At 43.6% G+C, this 23,749-nt stretch carries 20 protein-coding genes; 13 read left to right on the top strand and 7 right to left on the bottom strand.

The window, feature by feature from the left end; genetic code table 11:
• Positions 1 to 6 precede the first annotated feature (6 nt).
• Positions 7 to 426 carry a RidA family protein gene (locus tag H4K34_RS08860; protein WP_210760464.1) on the top strand — a complete coding sequence of 140 codons (420 nt, stop codon included), beginning with the start codon at positions 7 to 9 and terminating at the stop codon, positions 424 to 426.
• Complete coding sequence (locus H4K34_RS08855) at positions 419 to 1,060, top strand: HD domain-containing protein (protein ID WP_210760463.1); 642 nt, start codon at positions 419 to 421, stop codon at positions 1,058 to 1,060. The genes H4K34_RS08860 and H4K34_RS08855 overlap by 8 nt, the downstream gene beginning before the upstream one ends.
• 49 nt (positions 1,061 to 1,109) lie before the next feature.
• Here the strand turns inward: H4K34_RS08855 and H4K34_RS08850 are convergent, their stop codons facing one another.
• Together H4K34_RS08850 and H4K34_RS08845 are read right to left on the bottom strand one after the other, a co-directional pair.
• Positions 1,110 to 1,835, bottom strand: coding sequence for a hypothetical protein (locus H4K34_RS08850; protein ID WP_210760462.1), 726 nt, complete (start codon positions 1,833 to 1,835; stop codon positions 1,110 to 1,112).
• Between the two features lie 17 nt (positions 1,836 to 1,852).
• Positions 1,853 to 2,263: a hypothetical protein gene (locus H4K34_RS08845; protein ID WP_210760461.1), complete on the bottom strand. Its 411-nt coding sequence runs from the start codon at positions 2,261 to 2,263 to the stop codon at positions 1,853 to 1,855.
• A gap of 403 nt (positions 2,264 to 2,666) precedes the next feature.
• On the opposite strand from H4K34_RS08845, the gene H4K34_RS08840 reads away from it, so the two are divergent.
• On the top strand, positions 2,667 to 2,996 hold the full coding sequence (locus H4K34_RS08840; RefSeq protein ID WP_210760460.1) for a helix-turn-helix domain-containing protein: 330 nt from the start codon (positions 2,667 to 2,669) through the stop codon (positions 2,994 to 2,996).
• 89 nt (positions 2,997 to 3,085) lie between these two features.
• Complete coding sequence (locus tag H4K34_RS08835) at positions 3,086 to 4,033, top strand: ATP-binding protein (protein ID WP_210760459.1); 948 nt, start codon at positions 3,086 to 3,088, stop codon at positions 4,031 to 4,033.
• Between the two features lie 22 nt (positions 4,034 to 4,055).
• On the opposite strand, the gene H4K34_RS08830 is transcribed toward H4K34_RS08835, so the two are convergent.
• The 4 genes from H4K34_RS08830 to H4K34_RS08815 form a co-directional block, all read right to left on the bottom strand.
• On the bottom strand, positions 4,056 to 5,591 hold the full coding sequence (locus H4K34_RS08830) for a T9SS type A sorting domain-containing protein (protein WP_210760458.1): 1,536 nt from the start codon (positions 5,589 to 5,591) through the stop codon (positions 4,056 to 4,058).
• Positions 5,592 to 5,650: 59 nt separating this feature from the next.
• Positions 5,651 to 9,172, bottom strand: a complete 3,522-nt coding sequence (locus tag H4K34_RS08825) for a T9SS type A sorting domain-containing protein (protein WP_210760457.1) — start codon at positions 9,170 to 9,172, stop codon at positions 5,651 to 5,653.
• A 251-nt stretch (positions 9,173 to 9,423) separates the two neighbouring features.
• Positions 9,424 to 10,323: an SMP-30/gluconolactonase/LRE family protein gene (locus H4K34_RS08820; protein WP_210760456.1), complete on the bottom strand. Its 900-nt coding sequence runs from the start codon at positions 10,321 to 10,323 to the stop codon at positions 9,424 to 9,426.
• 32 nt (positions 10,324 to 10,355) lie between these two features.
• Positions 10,356 to 11,414 (bottom strand): transporter substrate-binding domain-containing protein, encoded by a 1,059-nt coding sequence (locus H4K34_RS08815; RefSeq protein ID WP_210760455.1) that lies wholly within the window; start codon positions 11,412 to 11,414, stop codon positions 10,356 to 10,358.
• Positions 11,415 to 11,801: 387 nt separating this feature from the next.
• Between H4K34_RS08815 and ileS the strand changes: the two genes are divergently transcribed.
• From ileS to lipB, 5 genes are all read left to right on the top strand, one after another.
• The gene (gene ileS / locus H4K34_RS08810; RefSeq protein ID WP_210760454.1) at positions 11,802 to 15,197 is read left to right on the top strand and encodes an isoleucine--tRNA ligase; all 3,396 of its coding nucleotides are present in this window, start codon (positions 11,802 to 11,804) and stop codon (positions 15,195 to 15,197) included.
• A gap of 76 nt (positions 15,198 to 15,273) precedes the next feature.
• Entirely contained in the window at positions 15,274 to 15,651 is a 378-nt protein-coding gene (locus tag H4K34_RS08805; RefSeq protein WP_210760453.1) for a TraR/DksA family transcriptional regulator, read from the top strand.
• A 1-nt stretch (position 15,652) separates the two neighbouring features.
• The gene (locus H4K34_RS08800) at positions 15,653 to 16,291 is read left to right on the top strand and encodes a lipoprotein signal peptidase (RefSeq protein ID WP_210760452.1); all 639 of its coding nucleotides are present in this window, start codon (positions 15,653 to 15,655) and stop codon (positions 16,289 to 16,291) included.
• Positions 16,288 to 17,277 carry a bifunctional phosphoglucose/phosphomannose isomerase gene (locus H4K34_RS08795; protein WP_210760451.1) on the top strand — a complete coding sequence of 330 codons (990 nt, stop codon included), beginning with the start codon at positions 16,288 to 16,290 and terminating at the stop codon, positions 17,275 to 17,277. Before H4K34_RS08800 ends, H4K34_RS08795 begins: the two co-directional genes overlap by 4 nt.
• Positions 17,259 to 17,972, top strand: a complete 714-nt coding sequence (lipB, locus tag H4K34_RS08790; protein ID WP_210760561.1) for a lipoyl(octanoyl) transferase LipB — start codon at positions 17,259 to 17,261, stop codon at positions 17,970 to 17,972. The genes H4K34_RS08795 and lipB overlap by 19 nt, the downstream gene beginning before the upstream one ends.
• A 6-nt stretch (positions 17,973 to 17,978) precedes the next feature.
• Here lipB and H4K34_RS08785 read toward each other — a convergent pair whose 3' ends face one another.
• Complete coding sequence (locus H4K34_RS08785) at positions 17,979 to 18,374, bottom strand: (deoxy)nucleoside triphosphate pyrophosphohydrolase (RefSeq protein ID WP_210760450.1); 396 nt, start codon at positions 18,372 to 18,374, stop codon at positions 17,979 to 17,981.
• A gap of 29 nt (positions 18,375 to 18,403) precedes the next feature.
• On the opposite strand from H4K34_RS08785, the gene uvrC reads away from it, so the two are divergent.
• The 4 genes from uvrC (at position 18,404) to H4K34_RS08765 (ending at position 23,748) form a co-directional block, all read left to right on the top strand.
• Positions 18,404 to 20,212, top strand: a complete 1,809-nt coding sequence (gene uvrC, locus H4K34_RS08780) for an excinuclease ABC subunit UvrC (RefSeq protein ID WP_210760449.1) — start codon at positions 18,404 to 18,406, stop codon at positions 20,210 to 20,212.
• Positions 20,209 to 22,368 carry a patatin-like phospholipase family protein gene (locus H4K34_RS08775; protein ID WP_210760448.1) on the top strand — a complete coding sequence of 720 codons (2,160 nt, stop codon included), beginning with the start codon at positions 20,209 to 20,211 and terminating at the stop codon, positions 22,366 to 22,368. Before uvrC ends, H4K34_RS08775 begins: the two co-directional genes overlap by 4 nt.
• Positions 22,369 to 22,435: 67 nt before the next feature.
• Entirely contained in the window at positions 22,436 to 23,011 is a 576-nt protein-coding gene (locus H4K34_RS08770; RefSeq protein ID WP_210760447.1) for a TetR/AcrR family transcriptional regulator, read from the top strand.
• Complete coding sequence (locus H4K34_RS08765) at positions 23,008 to 23,748, top strand: outer membrane lipoprotein-sorting protein (protein ID WP_210760446.1); 741 nt, start codon at positions 23,008 to 23,010, stop codon at positions 23,746 to 23,748. Before H4K34_RS08770 ends, H4K34_RS08765 begins: the two co-directional genes overlap by 4 nt.
• Position 23,749 lies beyond the last annotated feature (1 nt).

Below are 23,749 nucleotides of genomic sequence, written 5' to 3'. Positions count from 1 at the left end.
ACAAACATGAGCAAAGCACCCAAGCCGGTTGGTTCTTATCCTTTAGCCCGTAAAGCAGGCGGACTCCTATTTTTAAGTGGGGTGGGGCCCCGAATTGCCGGTAGCGATCAGCACGACTCCGGGGTACCGGGTTTAAGCCTCGACCACAATGGTAATTTCAAGGAATTTGATTTTGCTGCTCAGGTGCACAGTGTTTTTGCCAATGTTAAAGCCATCCTCGAAGAAAATGGCAGTTCCTGGGAAAAGCTGGTCGACATTCAGGTATTCCTGGTTGATATGAAAAGGGACTTCCACACTTTCAACCGTATTTACGCCGAGTATTTTGCCGATGTAGATCCCAAACCTTGTCGCACAACCATCGCCATTAATGCCCTGCCCACCCCAATTGCCATTGAATTAAAATGCGTGGCGGAGCCCAATGACTAATTCCGAGCTAATTAAGGCTTGTGAAAAGGAAATCCTTGCGCTTAGCGCTGATGCCGAAAAGGGTCATGATTGGTTTCATATCAATAGGGTGCGTAATAATGCCTTGAAAATACAGGCATTGGAAGGCGGCGATCGAGACAGCCTGGAACTCGCTGCCCTCTTACATGATATTGATGATGCGAAGTTTAATGGTGGTGATGAGGAGGCTGGGGCCGAAAAAGCCTTTGCCCTGCTTCAGAGATTAGGAGCATCAGAACCGATGAGTCGCCAGATTGCCGATTGGATTGCCGATTGCTCTTATAAAGGCGGGAATCAAAAAGAAAGCGATCAATTGGAAGTTCTGATTTTAAGGGATGCCGATCGGCTGGATGCCATTGGGGCCATAGGCATTGCCCGCTGTTTTCATTATGGTGGCTTTAAAAATCAGGCGATTTATGATCCGGAAATAAAGGTTCGAGATCAAATGAGCACCCAAGAATACCGCCAGGGTAAGAGTAGCAGTATTAATCATTTTTACGAGAAGTTGCTCAAATTGAAGGACGGCATGCATACTGCTACCGGGAAGGCAATGGCCGAAGAGCGCCATCAGTTTATGCTAAACTACTTGGAGCAGTTTTATCAGGAATGGTCCTAAAAAGAAAAGGGAACCTATCGGTCCCCTTTCCCATCTATGGATCGCCTCACTATTCCGGGTTTTGAGGATTCTCCGGTTTAGTATATTCAGTCACTTTTAATTTGCATTCTGCACAGGAACAGGCAAAATCGCCAATTGCACCACCGTGCCGAATCAGACATTCTGCCTCGCAAGGCTGTTCACAAACCGCCCGAATTACCGTTCCTTCTTCCTTACTGTACTGCACAATGAGATTGTCTACAGTACCATCATCTAAATGATAGAGGTATTCATAAGAATAGAAGTCCAGCGTATCCCCGGTAAAAAAGCGGATTTCATCAATATCATAATTGCTAATACCCTTGCTACTTAGATAATCTGCTAAATGATCGATGGAATCCAGAGGATAGGTTCGAAAGAGGTTTTGCAAATAAGCATCGCGATCAGCCGGAGGCACCGCAATTCCATTTTCAATAATCAGGAAGCCACAGCCCTCGCAGCTGCATTCGATATAATGCATGGAATGCGTATCGCCGGGATACATAGGTCCAAACTCGCGCTTTTCTTTACAGATCCCACCATTATTGCAATCGGTTTCGCAACCCATAGACAGGTAAACCAGCGGTGGGTGCCAGGAATTCCCCCCCGGATCTTCCTTAAATCGGTGGTCGTTGATGTCCTGAGTTGTGCTTGGTTCAAGGCTATCCTCGCAGGAAGAAGAAAGGATACTAAGGCTGGCAACAAGCACCAGCAGTCCTGCGCCCCTCAGGAGCGCTTTGGTTTTCAATTGTTTCATGAGAATGAATGTTGAGGTTAAAGCTGTGGCCGATAAATAATCAGCTCACCGGAACCCTGGATATAGTAGGCGACTACTTCTTTGATTGTGGGGTCTTCTCGATAAATGAGCTTTCCCTTAGTTTTAAAATCTTCTCCCAAACCATAAATCACGATATAGGCCATGGGGCCCCAGTGATCTACTACTCGCCGAAAGTCTTTGGTATTGATAAAGCCATAAAGCGAATCGGATGAATGACCTTCGAAACTGCAGTTTAGAGTTTTCGGCTCATATCGAAACCCACCTTCGGTAATCAAATAGATCCGCGTGCTATCCGTAAAGGAAACGGAACAACTTGGACCTTTGAGTTCCTTTCCAAAAATACCCTTCGACTGCCCATGTAAGGCTAGGCTCAAAAAAAAGCAAAAGAGAAATTTTATTGATTTCATCCTATTTTAATATTTTTAAAGGTTCATTTTAATAATTTAATTTCATCAACTGAACCTTTACAAACCTAAATATTATAAAGGGTAAAAACATGAATAAAAAGTTCAACTATAGGAAATGAAAGTTCAAGCATTGAACCTGTGGTTTCTTTTATTAACTTGACACCGCCTTAATTAAAGCCCTTTCACTAAGCCGTCCGCTAGAGGGCTACAAAATAATTCCTGTTAAGAATAATTATTACTAGACCGAATAATTATTCCATTTATGACAATGGGAAGTTTAAAAAAGTGGAAAGTTCTTTTAATATTACAATATTTTATTTTCCTTCGCTATTAATTGACACCCCCTCAATAACTAATCTCCATTTCACAAATGTGGATTTGAATACTTGAAGCCTGGAGGGAAATGATACTAGACGAATATGCACTGAGCCAAAAAATCCGCAAGGCGCGAGAAATGCGGAATTACACCCAAAGCTATATGGCCCAAGAACTGGAAATAAGTACTCGTGCCTATTCTAAGCTGGAGTCTGGAGAAACCCGTCTTAGCGTTAAACGTCTTTATCAAATTGCGGAGCTCTTAGAAACCTCTGTATATGAATTCCTGCTTTTAGACAAAGCCGATCTGAGGGCCTTAAAACTAAAAAGCAGCGCCAATAATACCGATGCTTCCTCACAAAACGGAATCTTGGAATTAAAGGCCTTGCTTGAAAAGCTTCTGGAAGATGAAGCCTAGAAAAATTGATAGCTAAGTCCAAAATTGGATTTTAAAAGGCGGTCTTCAAAAACCTTCCTTTCATACCTTCGCTGCAAATCCCCTACCTTATGAAGGATCTGGTACGCGAAAAGGAACTGCAACTGGCCTATGACCGCATTATGGCTCGCGAAAACCTCCAAATTTCAGGTGCTCCGGGCATGGGCAAATCTTACCTGCTAAGAGCCCTGGGACAAAAACTACAAGGCCGTAGAATTCTCCTTGAACTCAATTTTACCGGGGTTTTTCAATTTGAAGAACTGGTCTTTCGCCTCCATGAGGGTATCGAAAAAACCAGTGCCCAGCACGCCGGACTAGAGTACCAGATCAAACGCTTACATCAAGAGCATCCTCCCCATCGTATTCGCCAGGCACAAGATTTACTGGAATACTTAAAAACTCTTACTACCATGCTTTTTCAAGCAGGGCAAGACGTTATCATTAGTCTCGAAGATCCGGAGTACTGCGAGGTACAAGAGATAAAGCCCGAAGAACTGGTAAAGGAATTCAAAAAGATGAGCACTGCTGCCAATATTCAGCTAATCATCCTTTCGGAGTTTCCGCATTTAAAGGCAGCGGAGCAAATCCACTTACAAAAACCGGAGGCCCATGAAATTTGGGTAGAAGCCACTACCGAGCAAAGAAACTTAGTCGACTATTCCCTTGGTAATCTCTCCTTTTTAAAAGCCTTGGTTGAAAACATCAATCAGCATCAAGGAAATTTCAATCCCGAAGCTTTTTTCAAGAGTCATCAAAATCAATTTCTAATGCTGCGCCAACGTTTTACAGACTTGCAATGGCGCTTACTTAGAGCCCTGGCTTCAGAAGAAGTGGTTACTCAACCGCATGCCTTCGACTTTTTGGTACGCCACAAACTCGGTGCCGCCAGCTCCGTAGAACGAGCCTTGCGAAATTTACTGGATAGCGCCTATATCCTTCGCGATGAAAAAGGCTATCGCATTAAAGATCCACTGCTCCATCGCTGGTTGCAGTATTTATATTACCGGAAGACTTTTTAATACATAAGCAGTTTTAAAACCGCTAATTCACTGCAATTTTATTTTGATAAATAACTTCTAAACCCTTTAGCACTCTTAGGTAATAAACTCCTGGACCAAAAACATTCACTGGAATACTTAATTGATTTTCGGTCCACACTACCTTAGACTCAGACCAAAGGACTTTTCCGGTGGCATCAAATAGCTCAACTTTACCTGAACCCTCCAAGCCTTGCTCATACCAATTCCATTGTAATATCGCATAATCAGTTGTGGGGTTGGGGAATACGCTAAAATGGCTGGTAGAATTTAGGTCTAATTGCGGCAGACCAATACGGTGGCAACCCGGGCTATCACAACCATATTTATCCGTGCGCAACAACCAGAAATATTGCAGCCTATCTGGATTAAGGCTATGATTTACATCCACATAACTACCCAAATGCATAATGCCAGAATCCGAAGTTTCGAAAAAACGCCAAGCATAATGCCAATCTGTAGATTCATCATGATAATAAGTTCTAAACCAAAGACTATCCCCTGCCGAATTAAATTTATACCCGGCTAACAATTGTTGATTTGCCGTATCCAAGAGTCCTGAGACATATAAATTTCCATCACTAGTTTTAATTAAATCGGTGAAATCAAAGCGTTGTAAAATTGGGCCACTCCTTCGATCCCATAAAACCGTACCGTTCGTATCAAGTTGACCAATAAGTAGCTCATTAGTAATAGACCAATCAGTTCTTGGCCAATAACGAAGAACCTTCCGGCGTATGAAAGTATAACTTCCGTTTTCATTATCTACAGCCGAAAAATTTTGACTACCAATGTCTTTGTCAAAATGTTTTAACCAAATCAACTTACCATTAAAACGATCAATACGAGCAGCATAAGAATAATGTACAAATTGGTTTAAGGCCGTAGGGTCTCGCCCTGTTGCCTTGCCAGAGACCAAAAGAGAACCGTAGGCATCTACCACCAAGTCCTCTCCAAAATAGCCGCCATTCATATAGGCCAAGCTATCCTCTATGCGCAATTGCCATAGTGGATTAAAAAGGGTATCGAAACGGCCCACCCAGAGGTCGTACTTATTGCGACTGGTATTCCGATAAAGGTATCCCGATATCAAAAATGTGGAATCAGTATCAAACTTTAGATCACAACCTACAGGCATTGCACCTTGAAACTCCAGAAGCTTTTTGGTCATTACAGTATCTAGGTTCCCGTCCAGTTTTGTAAATCGAGTAAGCGCAGAGTCACCTCTAACAAGGTCATACTGCGTAAAATAAATTCTCCCACCATTTTCTTCCAAACAAGAAAAACATGGAATTGAGCGGTAAATGGAATCACTGGTGTAATCGTAGGTCTTCAAGCTTAAAATACCTCCCAGAGAATCAAAACGACCAAATTGTATCGCGCGAATGTTAGATAGATCCGATCCGGCAATGAGATAGTCTCCCTCCTTGCTTTCCATCCCAGCCGCAACCGATGCACTCCCAAAATTGGTATAAATGCGATTTATGGGTTGTGCAAACAAGCTAGCGGTTAACAAAAGGAAGACTAAAGTTATTCTCATAAGCATTGACTGATAGTAATTCCCTACAAGCTGGTATCTTCTCTCAGAATGATTACCCATTATTCAATTTGCAATTTCTGCTGAAATAAGGTTACTCCAGCTTGTTCCAACTTCAACAAATAAAGGCCGGCAGCTAAATTATGCCATCGAAATAGATGGGAATTATCCTGTAAATCCAAAATAGGATCGCTTTTAACCAAATGCCCAGATACATCATAGAGTTGAACTTCACCTGAACCCTCCAAGCCTTGCTCTAACCAATCCCATTGTAGTATCACATAATCGGTTGCGGGATTGGGATAGAGTATAAACTGTGCATTCACCACATCCGGACGCATTGTTGAGCTAAAGGAGGAAGCTAATTTTTTCATTCCAAGCCCGGTTAAAACTGGCTCAACATAGCCTACATTCTGACCGTTGAGGAAAAGAGCCGCCCTGGCTCTACCCACTGCATAACCCTTCCCATTAAGCTCAATATCCCTTAAGCTTATCAATGCAGATTCACTCATTTCATCAAGGGGTCCAGACGAATTTATAATTAAGCTGTAATACTGCTTCATCCAGTTATAGGCTTGCTCTTCTTCTCTACCTAATGCACATTCTGTAGGAATTAAATCCAACTCCCCCTGGGCAGCCTCATGATTCTCTTCATAGATATAGAGGTCTATTAAGGCATAGCGGAAATAGACCTCATTTCTGTTCTTCAAATGAACTTTTATCAAATCTGAATTATCTATACCCATCGAATCGATATGCGAGGCATAGTACTCTAACAGGAGCTTGGAACTCCAATCTCGGCTTACCTGTTTAGAGGCAATTTGCATTTCCAAGAGGTCTTTAGCCGTTATCGTTTGGGTCCCGTTCTGAATATCGTCCAAAGTTTGCTGACTAAGTGCCGGCTCTTTTTCCAGGAGCATTTTCCATAAATAAGAATTACGGGCTCCATGAGGATTGGCTATTAAAATATTTCGCAAGGCCAGTTCTGGATAATTTTCCAAAGCAATTAATTTTTCTAGGCTTTGATCCGAAACATAAGGCGCCATATCCATCAGGTCTACATAAAGGCTTTGATAATCCGCCGGACTTGAGGCAAACAAAATCTGAGCTTCTACACTGGGCGTGCTCCCTTCATCTAATAGCTGTTGACGTAAATTAATGTCGTTTTGCAAGCTGGTGTTCAAATTGGCCAAGCCTGTTACTGTAGCGGATGGGCTTACAATGGGAGGCATTGGTAAGGACTGACATTCGCCATTAAAGTCCGCAGGTGCCGGTCGAGATTGTAATTGAAGATTCAAATAATGCGTAGGTACCACACGTGTATCTCCTGTACCATAAGGGTAAAAAACCGTGGGTCCAAAATTATCGAAATGGCGGCTGCCGGCCCCAGTACTAAAACGATTATTAGGCAGCCCAGCGCTGAGACCCTGCGTACCGGCAATAAAGCCCAAAGGATCCACCTGCACATCTTTTACATTAGGGTTTTGGCTCCCAAAATCGTTACAGATAAAGTTCAGTCCAAGCTGTTGATAATTTGAATTTCGATTATTTCCGATTGCTTGAGCCCCATAATAAAATCTATCCATCTTATTAAGCTGGATTTGATCTGAAGCTCCCCCATTGTCCTTAACCACAATGCCCACCGACTCCACATTGGTATTATCCAAATTATGAATGTCATTATCGTGCAAAGCAAAAATGGAACAGTAATCCAAGTACACCCCATAGCCTTTAGCCTGAAAGCCAACACCGGCTGGTGGACTATAATTGTGATCACTTTTTACATTAATAAGATTATGTGCAATCTTGGCATTTTCACAAGCATTTAAATAAATCGCATGAATGTTATTATGAAAAGTGGCTCCAACAATAGTAATTGGAAATGAAACGGATAAATCATCATCGCTCCGAAGTGCATCTGCATACCCTTGAAATTGACAATTTTCACCACTGGTCGCATTATGCACCCGGTATGAAGCCTGAATAGATTTTAGTCCCCCGCCATGGTATTGTTTATCACCAGAGTTCAGGTTTCTAAATAAGCAGCCTTCTATATTCACTCCTGCTACCTTCCACATACTAATGCTCGGTAACATTTCACTATGTTGATAAAGGGAATTCCGAATAAACTCACATCTGATAAAAGACGCTTGGTACTTTTCGTTTTTCGCATTAGGAGAAATATAAGCTAGAAGGGCAACATCCTTGCGATTATTGATAAATCTAGAATCGCGGGCATCAATTATGCCTCCTGTAGTTCCCCAGATCCACTCATTATTTTCCCCTATACCAATTGTTGTAATTGCATCTTTGGCGTAGGAAATCTGAGCATCATTTTTTAAGGTGATTTTAGGTTGTAAAAGTGCTGTTTGGACACTATTAGAATTCCCATGTAAGTAAACTCCCTTCCACTCTGTCTCATACTTAGTCTTAGTAAGGTGGCCACCGTCTAAGATTAATTCTGCACCTGGCTCAATGATTATTCCTGCTTCTTTAACAAACTCTATCTTACATTGAACCGTGAGGGTGCTGCCTGATTTAATCACTAAGTCTTGATACAACTTTATAGGAAAATCCCAAACTTCATTCTGACTTATTTCCAAAGGATCTTCCGAGTAGCCCGAAGCATAGCGCCACCGATCTTTATCCAGCGAGAGCAACCTGTGTATTCTACCCATCTGAAGAGGAGAAAAATAACCCGCACCACTGGTACTACCCATAATGTTATTCGTAGCGGTATTCGAAGAAGAAAAGGGATCCAATAACCATCCTCCTTGATGGTAACTATATGGCGGGCCCACAAATACATCCGAAAGGAAATCAATATTCGTAGGATCTATACTCTCCTTGCAAGGGTCACAACAACTGGTATGACACAAACCCAGAATATGACCTAATTCATGCGTTAATAACTGAGATACAGCCCAATTGCCATTCCCTACGGCGCCACTTCCTGTTCCTGTGCCATCTCCGTGATAGCCTGTCCAAATTAAATAGTTTTGCTCCAGAGACAGGCCAGTACGGGAAAATGTGGCATAAGCGTGTGTGGCAGTGGGGTTTGCAGACATATGAATATTAATGAAAGCTCTGCACTCCGGATTCTGAGCAATGGCAAATTCATTCATTCCAATCCCACTACTACTTTGAAAATAGGAAGTATTTGGATAAAAATAGATGCCTTCCAAATTCAAACGAATTTTTGTGTCGTTAATAAATGGCACTCCACTTATAGGGTCTGATGGCTGATCATTCGCTCCAAAAAATTGATTACTAGCAATATCTATAAAGGAGCTCAGCACCTGAATATCTGCAGGGGTATTTTGCCAATTCCCACCACCACTATGATCTTGCCAAACATGAATAGCCACCTTTACGGTTTTAGTTGCAGTGGTATTATTGCTAATAAAGCTCTGTTGTAAGCGATACTTACCCTGATAATCAACGCTTAAGCTTTGGCAATTAAGAGCTTCAGGGCTACCACTAACCAATCCGGATGAATCAGGAAAAAAGCCCGAACAGGCCACTTGAGACTTTAACTGAATAGCGAAAATAAATACGAGCAGAAATAGGATAAGTTTTTTCATTTTAATGTGATTTTTTACATCTATCAAGATGTTTATTTATCACATTAAAAAAACACGTTAAGCAAGTTGCACCATTAGAAATTCAATAATAGAATATCATGCTTAAAACAAATCATGCTCATTATTAGGGGCTTATCATCTTTTCCTATTTAATTTGAACTAATAATAATTATCGCATTATTATTATAATGATTATTAACTACCTTTAAATAAGAACACTAAAGGGATTATTTACTGGCTTTTAACACATGTTAATGCATTTTAAAAGCCGAAACCTTATTCCCAAAAAAGCGAGGTACATATAAAACCTGATCAGCAGCATTATAGCCAATATCCGCAGTTTGCAGTTCCTCAGCTTTGCTATCCAATAATTTGGTCGACTGTCCCCCATTTAGATACCAAACCTCACCCTGCCATCTGCTGGCAATAAAACGATTGGAACCCAAAGGCACCAAACCATCGCCGCCAGTTAATTCTGAATTAATGGTTTCCAATACTTCACCACCCAATGACAGACGCAAAAGACCTTGCTCCGTTAGCGCATAAAGCTCATTTTCGAAGAAGCTCAATCCATTAATACCGGTCAAATCCTCATTCAAAGTATGCACCACACCTTGCTCTAGATACTGCAATTTACCCGTATTCATATCCGAAAAATACACTCCATTTAATCCTGGGGTGATATCATTTAAGAAAGTAGATCCCGGCACGGGAAAGATCAATTCGTCCTTTGGATTTGCGAGGGACACCGAAACTATGCGGTCGATATCCGTAAAATACAAACGCCCATTACTAATACACATTCCCTTTGGGGCATTATAGCCCTGAGCCCAGGCTGAATCTATAATAGTGCCATCCAAGTTAAGACGAGCAATATGACCCTTGCCGTCTTTATCGGTCGGATTGCCCGCAATGCAGCTCACATACAAAAGACCCTGACTTTCATCCAATAAAACCGACTCATTGGTAGGATACCACATATCGGTTTCCCAAAGAGGCTCGAGGCTTACACCGGTCTCTGCATCAACCGGAGCCTCTTGCGGCGCTTCCTCTTTTGAAGAATTTTGACCCTCCTCATTTGCCGCTCCTGAATTACAGGCCTGCATGCCCATCAAGGCTATTAGCCCTAAACTAAGTACTTGCTTTTTCATCTTCAATTTGTTTATTCTGAATTCTTTTATTTCTAATCCTGTCCCTTGCTGGCTTTGCGCAAAATGAAATTCCAGGAATCCGACTTTAAGGCTCTCACAATTTTAGGGTCTAGGGCCTCTCGTAAAGGACTCCCCTTAGGATAGGTAAAACTGTAATAGTCGGTCTTCAAATTTCGGCTGTCTAATACCAAGTCTTGATTATCACTTTTCTCCAAATAGAAACGCAATACCGGGCGATCAAAAACAAAAATGTCAATCTCTTCCTTTCGCAAAGCCTCAAAGCCCTCTTCTACACTGGCATAATAATTATCCGGCAAACCATAATTCCCGAGATACTCTGCAGTTCCGGTTGCATCGATGGTCCCGGTTTTAAAGCGTCTTAAATCTTCAATGCTTTCAATTTTACTTTCCATGCTTTTCACCGTTAAGGCAGAGGCCACCCCGGCGGTTAAACCTGAGATGAGTAGTATGGCCGTAAACATCCAAATAAAAGCGATGGTTCTACCACCACTGGTTTCGGGCGATTTATCCCCATAGCCCACGGTAGTCATGGTAACGGCACTCCACCAAAAACCATCGAATATACCCCGCCAGTTTTTCCGGAATTGTACGCCCTCAGGATGCCGACGTTCGAAGAACCACACTAAGGTTCCGAAGAGTAAAATCACACCCAGTAAAATGGCGATTGCAGAAAAGAACTGCCGACTAAAAAAATTCTCCAGGAATACCATCCAACTGCTTTCCGAACGGCGGACCATGGCTGTACCAGAGATAAAGTAGGGTTGCGAAAAATCCAGGCTATCCATTCGCTGCTCGGTAACAGTAACGGGATTTATGGATAAATCCACCTCTCCGCGGGCCAGAGCCTCCAACATACCCTCCATATCATCGTACCAGCGGTACTGCACTCGCGCAGGCACTTGATCATCAATAAGCTCCCAAAAGCGATAACTCAAACCTGCCGGTCTACCTGAACCCTCTTGCACTATAAAAGGCGGTGTGGGTTTAAGGCCAATAGTTAAGGTGGAGTCCTGAGCCCAAATTGAAGTACTTATAATGAAGAGTAGGAAAGCTTTAAAAATGCGCATCATTCGGATTTAAGCCCGAAAGTAAGAAAGGGCTAGCGCTCTCACAATTGTAATGCATTCTAACAGCGAAGCGGTCTAACTTCTAATAGCGAAGCGGTCTAAAATCTAACAGCGCAGCGATCTTAACTCTGGAGCATAGCGACCCTTTTGCTTCAACACAGAGTACAGCCATCGTAAACTCTGGCTTCGAGAACTCGGAGGCACACAGAGAACTGGCACTGCAATCTAATTTCTCCTAGCGTAGCGGTCTAAATTCTAATAGCGCAGCGGTCTAAATTCTATGCTCTAACAGCGCAGCGATCTAAAATCTAACAGTGAAACGATCTAAGTTCTAAAAGCAAAGCGTACATATTTCCTTACCTTCGCAGTCTTTTAAAAATCGACAAGTAAATGTCTCGCAAATACCAAGAGTACAAGCACTTAAACCTCGCTCAAATCAATCAAGAAATCCTTCAGTTTTGGAAGGAGGATGAGAGCTTTAAGAAAAGCATTAGCAGCCGCGATGGCGCTGAAAGTTTTGTGTTCTACGAAGGCCCGCCCTCCGCTAACGGAAAACCGGGTATTCACCACGTTATGGGTCGTGCGATTAAGGACATTTTCTGTCGTTTTAAAACTCTGCAAGGATATCAGGTAAACCGCAAAGCGGGTTGGGATACCCATGGCTTACCAGTGGAACTGGGAGTGGAAAAAGAATTGGGCATCACCAAAGAGGATATCGGTAAGAGCATCAGCGTAGAAGAATACAATGAAGCCTGTAAAAAGGCGGTAATGCGCTATACCGACATTTGGAATGAGCTCACTGAAAAGATGGGTTATTGGGTCGATATGGACGATCCCTATGTTACCTACCAACCTAAATACATGGAATCGGTATGGTGGCTACTCAAGCAATTATGGGATAAAGAACTTATCTATAAAGGTTATACCATTCAGCCTTATAGCCCAAAAGCGGGTACCGGACTGAGCTCCCATGAATTAAATATGCCTGGTAGCTACCGCGATGTAAAAGATACTTCTGCTATTGCGCAGTTTATCGCCACTCGCGATGAGGCCTTCCAAAAGGTGTTTGGTGATGCCGTGCAAGCGGATGATCTGGTGTATTATATCGCCTGGACCACCACCCCTTGGACCCTTCCTTCCAATACGGCTCTTACGGTAGGACCGAAGATTGAATATCAGATGATAGACAGCTATAACCCTTATACCGGAAAACGGCAAAAGGTGGTTTTAGCGAAAAACCTGGTATCCAAATACTTTAAGCCCGAAGGCGCCGAGCTCGAAATGGATTCTTACGAAGTAGGAGCCAAAGTAGCCCCCTGGCGCGTAGTTTGGGAAGGTATTGGTCGTGATCTGGAAAACCTGCGCTACGAGCAATTACTGGATTGGGCCCTACCTTATGAAGGTGCTGAAAATGCCTTCCGTATCATTTTAGGCGATTTTGTTACTACCGAAGATGGTACCGGAATAGTACATACGGCCCCCACTTTTGGTGCCGATGATGCCAAGGTGGCGAAAGAAGCTAATCCCCCAGTACCACCGATGTTGGTGCTCGATCAAAACCAAAATCCTGTTCCTCTGGTTGACCTCCAAGGTCGTTTCCGTGAAGGTGTAGGTCCTTATGCTGGCTTCTACGTTAAAAACGAGTACTATGCCGATGGCGAAGCGCCCGAAAAATCGGTGGATGTAGAAATCTCCATCCTGCTGAAGGAGCGCAATCAAGCCTTTAAGGTAGAGAAGTACAGCCACAGCTACCCCCATTGCTGGCGTACCGATAAACCTATTTTATACTATCCATTAGATTCCTGGTTTATCCGCGTAAGCGAGGAACGCGAAAAGATGGTAGCCTTAAATAAAACCATCAATTGGAAACCCAAAAGCACCGGTGAAGGTCGTTTTGGAAACTGGCTCGAAAATGCCAATGACTGGAACTTAAGCCGCTCTCGTTATTGGGGTATCCCATTACCTATTTGGTCTACTGAAGATGGTAATGAACGTCGCATTTTTGGCAGTGTGGCCGAGCTTAAAGAAGCCTGTGATCAGGCGGTGGCTCAAGGCCTGATGGAGGAACATCCCTTTGCCAATTTCAATCCGGAAGACATGAGCGATGCCAACTACGATCAGGTAGACTTGCACCGCCATATTGTAGATAAAATCGTATTAGTTTCCCCCAGTGGTAAGCCCATGCGTCGCGAAGCAGACCTGATTGATGTTTGGTTCGACTCAGGCTCTATGCCTTATGCTCAATGGCATTATCCCTTCGAGAATAAAGAGAAATTTGACAGCCTTTATCCTGCCGACTTCATTGCAGAAGGCGTAGATCAAACTCGTGGTTGGTTCTATACCCTACACGCTATTGCCAGTTTGGTATTTGATAAGGTGGCCTATAAAAATGTAGTTTCCAACGGCTTGGTACTGGATAAAGATGGTGCGAAGATGTCCAAGCGCTTAGGCAATGCCATTGATCCTTTCGAAACCATTGAGAAATACGGCAGTGATCCCGTGCGCTGGTATATGATTAGCAATGCCTCGCCCTGGGATAACTTAAAATTTGATTTGGATGGGGTGGCCGAAGTGCAACGTCGCTTCTTCGGAACCTTGTACAACACCTATAACTTCTTTGCGCTCTACGCCAATATCGATGGTTTTGCCTTCAACGAAAGTCAGGAGACCCCTTGGGAAAAACGTCCTGAACTAGACCGTTGGATATTATCGCGTTTACAGGAACTGATTGTAAATGTAGAACAGGCCTATACTGATTACGAACCTACCAAGGCGGCTCGTGCCATTGAGTACTTTGTAGATGAGGAATTGAGCAACTGGTATGTACGCTTAAACCGCCGTCGCTTCTGGAAGGGTGAGATGAGCGAAGACAAGCAAATGGCCTACGAAACCTTGTATCGTTGCTTGCGTAATTTAGCTCAATTGATCTCACCAATCGCTCCATTCTTTGCCGATCGTTTATATCAGGATTTAGAGCCAGGAAAGGGTGATTCCGTGCACTTAAGCTATTGGCCAAACGTACGTGCAGAAGCCATTGATTTGCGTTTGAATGAGCGTATGGCCGCGGCTCGCAATTTGAGCTCCATGGTATTATCTCTGCGCAAGAAAGAACGTATTAAAGTGCGTCAACCGCTGCAGAAAATTATGGTACCCGCCCTGAGCGACGATAAAGCAGAGTTATTAGCGAGTATTAAGGATATACTTTTAGCGGAAGTAAACGTTAAAGAGCTGGAAGTACTTCGCGAAGTAGAGGGTATTTTGGTGAAGAGCATCAAACCCGACTTCAAAAAACTCGGACCTCGTTTTGGTAAGCAAATGAAGCAGGTGGCTGCGGCCATACGTGAATTTGATCAAGCTCAAATTTCTGACTTGGAAAGCCAAGGCGTCATTGAGTTGGAGCTCGAAGGCGAAAAGCTCAATATTGAACTGAATGATGTAGAAATTCATACCGAAGATATTCCCGGATGGTTGGTGATGAGTGAAAACAAACTCACCGTAGCCTTAGATATTCATATCGACGAAAAACTCAAATTAGAGGGTATTGCCCGCGAGCTGGTGAACCGCATCCAAAATCTCCGTAAGGACAGTGGTTTGGAGGTTACCGATCGCATTGAGGTGCAATTGCAGCGCCAGGAAATGCTGGAGCGTGCTTTATCCGAAAATGAAAGTTATGTTAAAGCTGAGGTTCTGGCCGATTCAATTGAGTGGTTTTCCGACAGTTTTGAAGGGGAAGTCCTTGATTTTGATGATATCCAAAGCAAACTAAGCTTAAAGCGAAGCCATTAAGGGATTTTTCTATATTTGGCAAATTCTAAAAAACGGGCTAGGTCCCGTAACGCAACTATTTTAATTTCAACGCATTATGAGCGAAGAAAAAATGAGATATAGTGACGAAGAACTGGATGAGTTCCGTCAAATTATCCTGGCTAAAATCGAAAAAGCCGAAGCCGACTTGGCAGTATTAAAAGAAAACTTCGCCAACGACCGTAATAATGGTACTGATGATACCTCTCCTACTTTTAAAGCATTTGAAGAGGGTAGCGATACCATGAGCAAAGAGGCCAACAGCCAATTAGCAGCGCGTCAGGAGAAGTTTATTCGTGATTTGCACAATGCAATTAATCGCATCGAGAATAAAACCTATGGTATTTGCCGGGTTACCGGTAAGCTCATTAGCAAAGATCGTCTGCGTTTAGTACCTCACGCAACCTTAAGCATCGAGGCTAAAAACCGCCAGTAAAATGCGAAAAGCACTTTGGATCATTCTGGGTGTACTGATCCTCGATCAAGCCCTTAAAATTTGGGTGAAAACCTCTTTTACCCTGGGTGAAGATCTGGTCATCACAGACTGGTTCATTTTACATTTTACCGAAAATCCGGGCATGGCCTTTGGGGTCGAATTTGGCGGTACCTGGGGTAAGTTACTCCTCAGTGTATTCCGAATTGCCACAGTGGTGCTGATTTTCCTCTGGCTTAAAAAACTGAGCAAGCGCGATATCCCCTTTGGGGGTATTGTGGCGGTAGCGCTGATTTTAGCTGGTGCCCTCGGTAATATTATTGATTCTGCACTGTACGGAATCATCTTCGAAGCCTCTACTTATGATCATATTTCCCAGGCCTTTCCGGCAGATGGTGGCTATGCGCCCTTTCTTTTTGGGAAGGTGGTAGATATGTTCTACTTCCCCATATTTAAAGGCTATTTACCCGAATGGCTGGGAGGAGATTACTTCGTTTTCTTTAGGCCGGTATTTAATTTAGCGGATGCCGCTATCTCAACTGGGGTAGGACTCTTAATTTTACACCAGAAATCCGTTTTTAAAGAGGAAGACACTTCGTCTAAAGAAGAAATTTCGCCTGAAAACCAAAACAAGCAACCGTGAAAGACTTAATCGCGAGTTTTAGTGCCCATTTGCAAGACGCCTTGCAAACCTTGCAAAATTTTCAATTTAAGGCTCCAGATCGCGCCATTCAAAATGTGATGATTACCGGCTTAGGTGGATCAGGCATTGGAGGTAGTACGATTTTAGATCTAACGATTAACGAAGCGAAAGTTCCGGTTACCGTAAATAAAAACTACGACATCCCCGCCTTTGTGGGTCGTCATACTTTAGTTATTGCCTGTTCTTATTCCGGCAATACCGAAGAAACTTTACAAGCAGTAGCTAAAGCGGAAGCGCAAGGAGCCATGATTGCTTGTATTAGCTCTGGCGGTCAGCTTAAAGCCATAGCCGAAGAAAAAGGCTACAATTGCTTAAGTATGATTGGTGGCAATGCTCCTCGTTCCATGTTTGCTTACCCCTTTACTTTCTTACTCTATTATCTGCGTGCATTTGGGGTAATCGGAAGTGATCCACAAACTGCAATCAGCGGTGCCATTGAACTCCTCGACGCCGAGGAAAACAATATTCGTCAAGACTCCGAAAAATTAGCGGAAAAGCTGCAAAATACCACCGTGCAAATTTTGGCCAATGCCGGCTATATTGGCGTTGCTGCTCGAATTCGTCAGCAGTTAAACGAAAACGCCAAAATGTTGGCTTGGGAGGCCGAGGTGCCCGAAATGAACCACAATGAGTTAGTTGGCTGGGAAGGTGGTAGCAATCAGTATTCTTGCCTCTTCCTACGCAATGACTCCGACAATCCTCGCAATTTGAAGCGAATGGATATTATTCGTGAGATTATTGGCGAAAAGACTCCCCATGTTTTCGAATTGCAGAGCAAAGGAGCAAACAATATTGAGCGTGCCTTGTATTTAATTCATTATGGTGATTGGTTGTCTTATTTCCTCTCCGAATTAAATCAGGTAGATATTATGGACATCAAATCCATTGATCTCCTTAAATCCGAATTATCAAAAATTCCACTGTAAATCAGGTACTGTTCCGCGACCTGGGTTTAATTGATTATCAAGAAGCCTGGGACTATCAAGAACAACTATTTCAGGAAACGGTAGACCGCAAGTTCCAAAACCGCAAATTGCCGGAAGCGGAGCAAAAGCCCACGCAGAGCTATTTACTCTTCTGCGAGCATCCCCATGTTTATACTCTGGGGAAAAGCGGCAAACGCGAACACCTATTGGTTTCTGAGCAAGAGCTCAAAGACCTAAAGGCTACTTTCTACCCTATTAATAGAGGTGGTGATATCACGTACCACGGGCCAGGCCAATTGGTGGGATATCCTATTCTGGACCTAGATCACTTCTTCCCCGATATCCATAAATACCTGCGCTACCTCGAAGAGGTCTTTATTAAGGTATTGGCCGACTATGGTTTAAAGGGAGAGCGTTCGGATGGCGAAACCGGAGTATGGTTTGATGTAGGTACTCACAAAGCCCGAAAAATTCTAGCCCTCGGAGTTAGAGCCAGTCGCTGGGTAACTATGCATGGTTGGGCTTTTAATGTAAATACCGATCTGTCTTATTTCGGGCATATTGTACCCTGCGGTATTTACGATAAGGACGTTACCTCCATGGAACGCGAATTAGGTCATCCGGTAGACATGGCCGAAATTGAAGCCAAGGCCAAGCAATACTTCTGCGAAATTTTTGAGGTAGAACTGATCTAAGTGGCTTTATTGCTGACTTAGGTATTTATCCAGATAAGGTAAAAGAGCCAGGTCTGCAATCATCATTTCGATCTCTAATAAATCTTCGATTTCAAACCAGCCCCATTCATCATGATCCTGGAGAACCATACCTTCCAAATCACTTTCGCAGATAAAGGCCTCCAATTGAAATACGCCGGTTTTGTTTTCCCAATTAACCGCATGTAAGGAGGGACCTATTTCTAAATCCAGGCCCAGCTCTTCTTGCAACTCTCTTTGGAGTGCATCGGCTCCCTTTTCGCCCTCTTCAATCTTCCCACCCGGGAATTCCCAATAGCCGGCAAAGCTTTTTCCGGGGGCGCGGCGGGCTGCAAATATCTTAGACTCAGGATTCAAAATAATGGCGCAAACCACTTCAGTCATTTAGCTCAGCATTTAAGTATTTTTGTTCCATGCCTGAGGAAAAAATCTCCAATATCTTAAAGACTTTGCCCAATAAACCGGGCATCTATCAGCATTTAGATAAGAATGGAAAAATCCTCTATATCGGCAAAGCTAAGGATCTTCGGAAAAGAGTTTCTTCTTACTTCACAAAAGGTCATGACAGCGCCCGCATTCGCGTGATGGTGAGCAAGATTGCCGATATCCAAACTATCATTACCGAGACCGAATTCGATGCTCTGATTTTAGAGAATAACCTGATTAAAGAGTATCAACCACGCTATAATATCAACCTGAAGGATGACAAAACCTATCCCTGGATTTGCATCAAAAAGGAACCCTTCCCACGCATATTCCCAACTCGGAACCCGGTAAAAGATGGCAGTGAATATTTTGGACCCTATGCCTCGGTAAAGGTGATGAAAACAGTACTGGGGCTGATCCGCCAACTATACCCCTTGCGTACTTGCAAGCTTAATTTATCGCCCGAAGCTATCGAATCCGGGAAATACCGGGTCTGTTTGGAATATCATATTGGCAATTGTAAAGGCCCTTGTGAAGGACTACAATCGGAGGAAGACTACCTCAAGGATGTGCAATCCGCCCGCGAGCTTATTAAAGGCCATCTTACTAAGGTGAAGCAAATGCTGCAGGAGCAAATGCAAATTGCCGCCACGAATCTTCAATTTGAGGAAGCCCAGAGACTGAAGGAAAAATTTGAGATCGTAGATCGCTATCAAGCCAAAAGTACCGTGGTGAACCCGGGAATTACCAATGTGGATGTTTTTACCGTTTTCAGCGATGCGGAATTCGCATATGTAAACCTGCTCAAAATAGTAGATGGCGCCGTGCTGCAATCTCACACCTTGGAACTCAAGAAAAAGCTGGAAGAAAGCAATTCCCGAATTTTGGAAATGGCTATCCCCGAATTGCGTCAGCGCTTTAAGTCGACCGCCCGCGAGATCTTTGTTTCCCACGAAGTAGATCTGGAAATCCCAGAAGTGAAAATCCATATCCCCCAGAGGGGAGACAAGCGAAGCTTAATTGAGCTTTCGCTGAAGAATGGCCGTTATTTCCGACTCGAAAAACTCAAGAACATTCAAATTGTAGACCCCGATCGGCATGTGAAACGCCTCATGAAGCAAATGCAACAAGATTTGCGCATGAAGGTAGAGCCGCGGCATATCGAATGTTTCGACAACTCCAATATTCAGGGGACCAATCCCGTTTCAGCCTGTGTGGTTTTTAAAGATGGAAAGCCCAGTAAAAAAGACTACCGTCATTTTAATATCAAAACGGTGGAAGGCCCTGATGACTTTGCCAGTATGTACGAAGCGGTATTTAGACGGTACCGCCGTTTATTAGATGAAGATGAGCCCTTACCCCAATTAATTGTAATTGATGGGGGCAAAGGACAATTAGGATCCGCTTTAAATGCCTTGGAGGACCTTGATCTCCGAGGAAAAATTGCCATCTTGGGAATCGCTAAACGATTGGAAGAGTTATACTTTCCGGGCGACAAATACCCCTTATATTTAGATAAGCGCTCAGAAACTTTGAAAGTAATCCAACGTTTGCGCGATGAGGCGCATCGTTTTGGTATCACCCATCATCGTAACCGGCGATCCAAGGGCACCTTTAAGAGTGAACTAAGCGAGATTAAGGGCATTGGCGATGAAAGTGTAAAACTGCTTCTGAGGAAGTTTAAAAGCGTAAAGAATATCCGCGAAGCCAGCCGCGAAAACCTGAAAGAGGTAATTGGCAGTAAGCGTGCGGGAATTATATATAATCACTACCACTCCGATACCGAGGGAAAATGAAAAAAACCCTGCTTCTGATTTTGGCTTGTCTAAGCCTAAATGCCCAAAACAAAGACCTTAAAATTGGTTTAGTCTTGAGCGGAGGAGGTGCCAAATGCATGGCACAAATCGGAGCCCTTAAAGTAATTGAGGAAGCCGGAATTCAAATCGACTATATCGGGGGTACATCCATGGGCGCGATTGTGGGGGCCATGTACAGCCTGGGCTATAGTGCCTCCGAAATTGAAAGCTACCTTGGACAGGTAAATTGGGATGCCCTGCTAACCAACGAAGTTCCACGCAACCGATTGAGCTTCTTCGACCGTAAGGCTGATTCTCGCTATATGTTAAGCTTCCCAATTGATAGCGGAGGGGTGCATATTCCGCGCGGTGTAAATTTTGCACAATATATCATGAAGGAGCTCAGCACCATAACCCAGCAGAGTTATCCTTATATCGATTTCGAAGAATTACCTATTCCCTTTTACTGCGTAGCCACTAATTTGGAAACCGGAAAACCCCGCATATTTAGTAATGGTCGTTTAATAGATGCCTTGCGAGCCAGCTCCGCATTTCCCTCCTTATTTACTCCATATCTATTTGAAGACAGTTTGTATATCGATGGCGGGGTTGTTATGAACTACCCCATCCAGATTATGGCCGAAAAAGAACTCGATTATATCATTGGGATAGATATGCAAGACTACCTCAACGATCGAGATGACCTGAACTCTGTGGTGCGAGTTTTGGAACAAACTTCCGCCTTTTTAAACTCCCGCAATAAAACCGCCTCCGAGGCTCTCTCTGATATTTGGATTACTCCTAAAATGCCGGAAGCAGGTGTAACCACTTTTGATCTTTTTGATGAAATTGTTGCCAAAGGAGAAGCCGAGGCCCGCGAGCATTGGGATGAATTGCGTGCCTTAGCCGAAAAAGACCAAGGACCTAAGCGAGAGATCATCAAAGCTACTCCCAAGCAAGAATTTTACGTAAAGAAGATTCAAGTGAATGGCCTAGTAAGCCTCACGCAAAGCTTTGTAGAAGGAAAACTAAGGGTTCGCGAAGCTGAGCTTTGTGAAGTGGATAAACTTGAGAAAGGTTTGGATCAACTCTATGGCACCAAGTATTTCACCAATATCGATTATACTCTGGTTCCTGCTGACACCGGCTATATCCTCAATATTAACCTCCGGGAACAGCACTATTTTCAGAGCCTAAAACTAGGCCTTAATTATAGCGACGACTACAATGCAGCGGTACTGGTTAATTATACCAACCGCAATCTACTCTTCAAAAACTCCCGGCTTAGTGTTGATTTTGCCCTTGGGGATATGCCCCGTGGTGAAATCAGCTACTTTGTGGATCGCGGCTTTATTCCTACTCTGGGTTTAAAGCTACGCAGCTATCGCTTCCGCTATCAAAACTACTTGAATAGGCAGGCCCTAAATGAGCGAATCTATCAGGATTATACCCTTGACCTTTTTCTACAATCTACCTGGCGCGATGCCTATGCCATTGGTGGAGGCATGCAAATTGAGGATATTGGCATCATTCAAAATTTTGATCAGGAAAGCTTCCCCAACTTCCAGAAGGGCTTCATTAATTACTACGCTTTTATCGACTTCGATTCCTTCGATGAGGCCAATTTCCCCCGCAAGGGATTCCAGCTCAATGCACGCTATCGCATTATTTCGGAAAGACAGGGTTTTGAGGTTTTCCGCGAACCCAGTTCGGTTTTAGACTTCTCCCTGAAGCAGGCCCTAAGCATCGCTCCAAAGTGGACCTTAATTAGCCGGGCTTTTGGCGCCACTACCATCGGACCTAATTTGGATGATCCCTATCGAATCTATTTTGGTAGCATGGGAATGTCCTATATCAATTATATCGAACCCTTCGTGGGCTACCGCTTTATGGAGCTCAGCGGCAGAAATGCGGTAATGCTGAGAACCGATCTCAATTATGAGCCTTTTAAAAATCACTTCATTCAGCTAAAGGCCAATATCGGACGTATGGAAAGCACCTTTGAGGAACTTTTTGATTACGATGATTTTATTCTCGGAGGCTATAGTCTTGGCTATAGCTACAATTCTTTGGTTGGACCTCTGGAGCTAAATATCGCCGGTAGCACCAATCACCCAGACCTTTACGCCTACGTACGTTTGGGCTTCTGGTTCTAAAATTTTTCATTGAACACGCGGTCAATTAAAACTTGTTCTATACATTTGACCAATCGTTCAATGAAAAATGAGTCCACGTAATTCTGCTCAAAACGAAGCCCAAAGGGCACAAACCCGTCAGCAAATCCTAATGGCAGGCTTAAAGGCTTTCGCCGAAAAAGGATATACCGCCGCCAGCATGGCTCATATTGCTAAAGAAGCTGGGGTATCCAAAGGTTTAAGCTACCACTACTTTAAGAGCAAAGAAGATCTCTTACACGGTATTTTCGAAATGCTGGTCGCCATGGGTGAAGGCATGGAAGATCAAATTATCGGCAAGAGCCCTAAAGAGCAATTGCGTCTCACAGTAGAAATGTCTTTTCAGTTTATGGAGCAGCAACTGGATATTGTTCGCTTTATGACCGCCATAGCCATTCAGCCTGAAGTAACCGAACGCCTTAAGGAGCTTATTACCAAGCATAAGAACCTCAGCATAGATATGTATCGCGACATTTTTGAGGCCCTCTCTTATGATGCCCCAATGGTGGAGGCCTATGCCTTTGGTGCTTTGATGGATGGTACCGTGCTTGGCTATTTAGCCCTGGGCCCCGACTATCCCCTGGAAGATATGAAGCAAAAAATTCTAACTAAATATCATTTATGAAAACGAAAATCCTCAGTCTGTGCTTAATCCTCTCTGCGGGCCTCTTTGCCCAGAACCCAGCAGAAATTGTGGAGAAAACCGAAAACAAATTGCGGGGAGAGCAGTCCTATGCCGAACTGTCCATGACCATTGTTCGCCCTAGTTGGAGCCGCACCATCACCATGAAAACCTGGAGTCGCGGTACCGATTACTCCCTCATTTTAATTACCTCTCCCGCCCGGGATAAAGGCACGGTATTTCTCAAGAATCGCAAGGAAATTTACAATTGGATTCCTAGCATCGAGCGTCAGATTAAGCTTCCACCCAGCATGATGAATCAAAGCTGGATGGGCTCCGACTTTACCAATGATGATTTGGTAACCGAATCTTCTCTGGTAAAAGATTACGAGCATAAGCTCTTGGGAGAAGACACTATCAATGGTCGTAAGGTGTGGAAAATCGAGCTAAAACCTAAAGCCGATGCCGCTGTAGTTTGGGGCAAGGTAGTTCTGCATATCGACCAACAGGAATATATCCACCTGAAAACGGAATTCTACGACGAAGAAGAGGACTTAGTTAATGTGATGACCGCCAAGAAAATTGGAAATCTCGGTGGTAAAATCCTCCCGGTAATTGTAGAAATGGAACCCGTGGCCGAGCCCGGACATAAGACCATTCTTCAATACCATCAATTAGACTTTTCGGTAAATATTCCTCGCGAACACTTTACCACTCAATACATGAAACGCGTCCGTTAAA

This window comes from Croceimicrobium hydrocarbonivorans (assembly GCF_014524565.1).
In the GTDB taxonomy this organism is placed as follows: domain Bacteria; phylum Bacteroidota; class Bacteroidia; order Flavobacteriales; family Schleiferiaceae; genus Croceimicrobium; species Croceimicrobium hydrocarbonivorans.
Note: the sequence above shows the minus strand (reverse complement) of the source record. Positions and strands in the feature narration are given on the sequence as shown.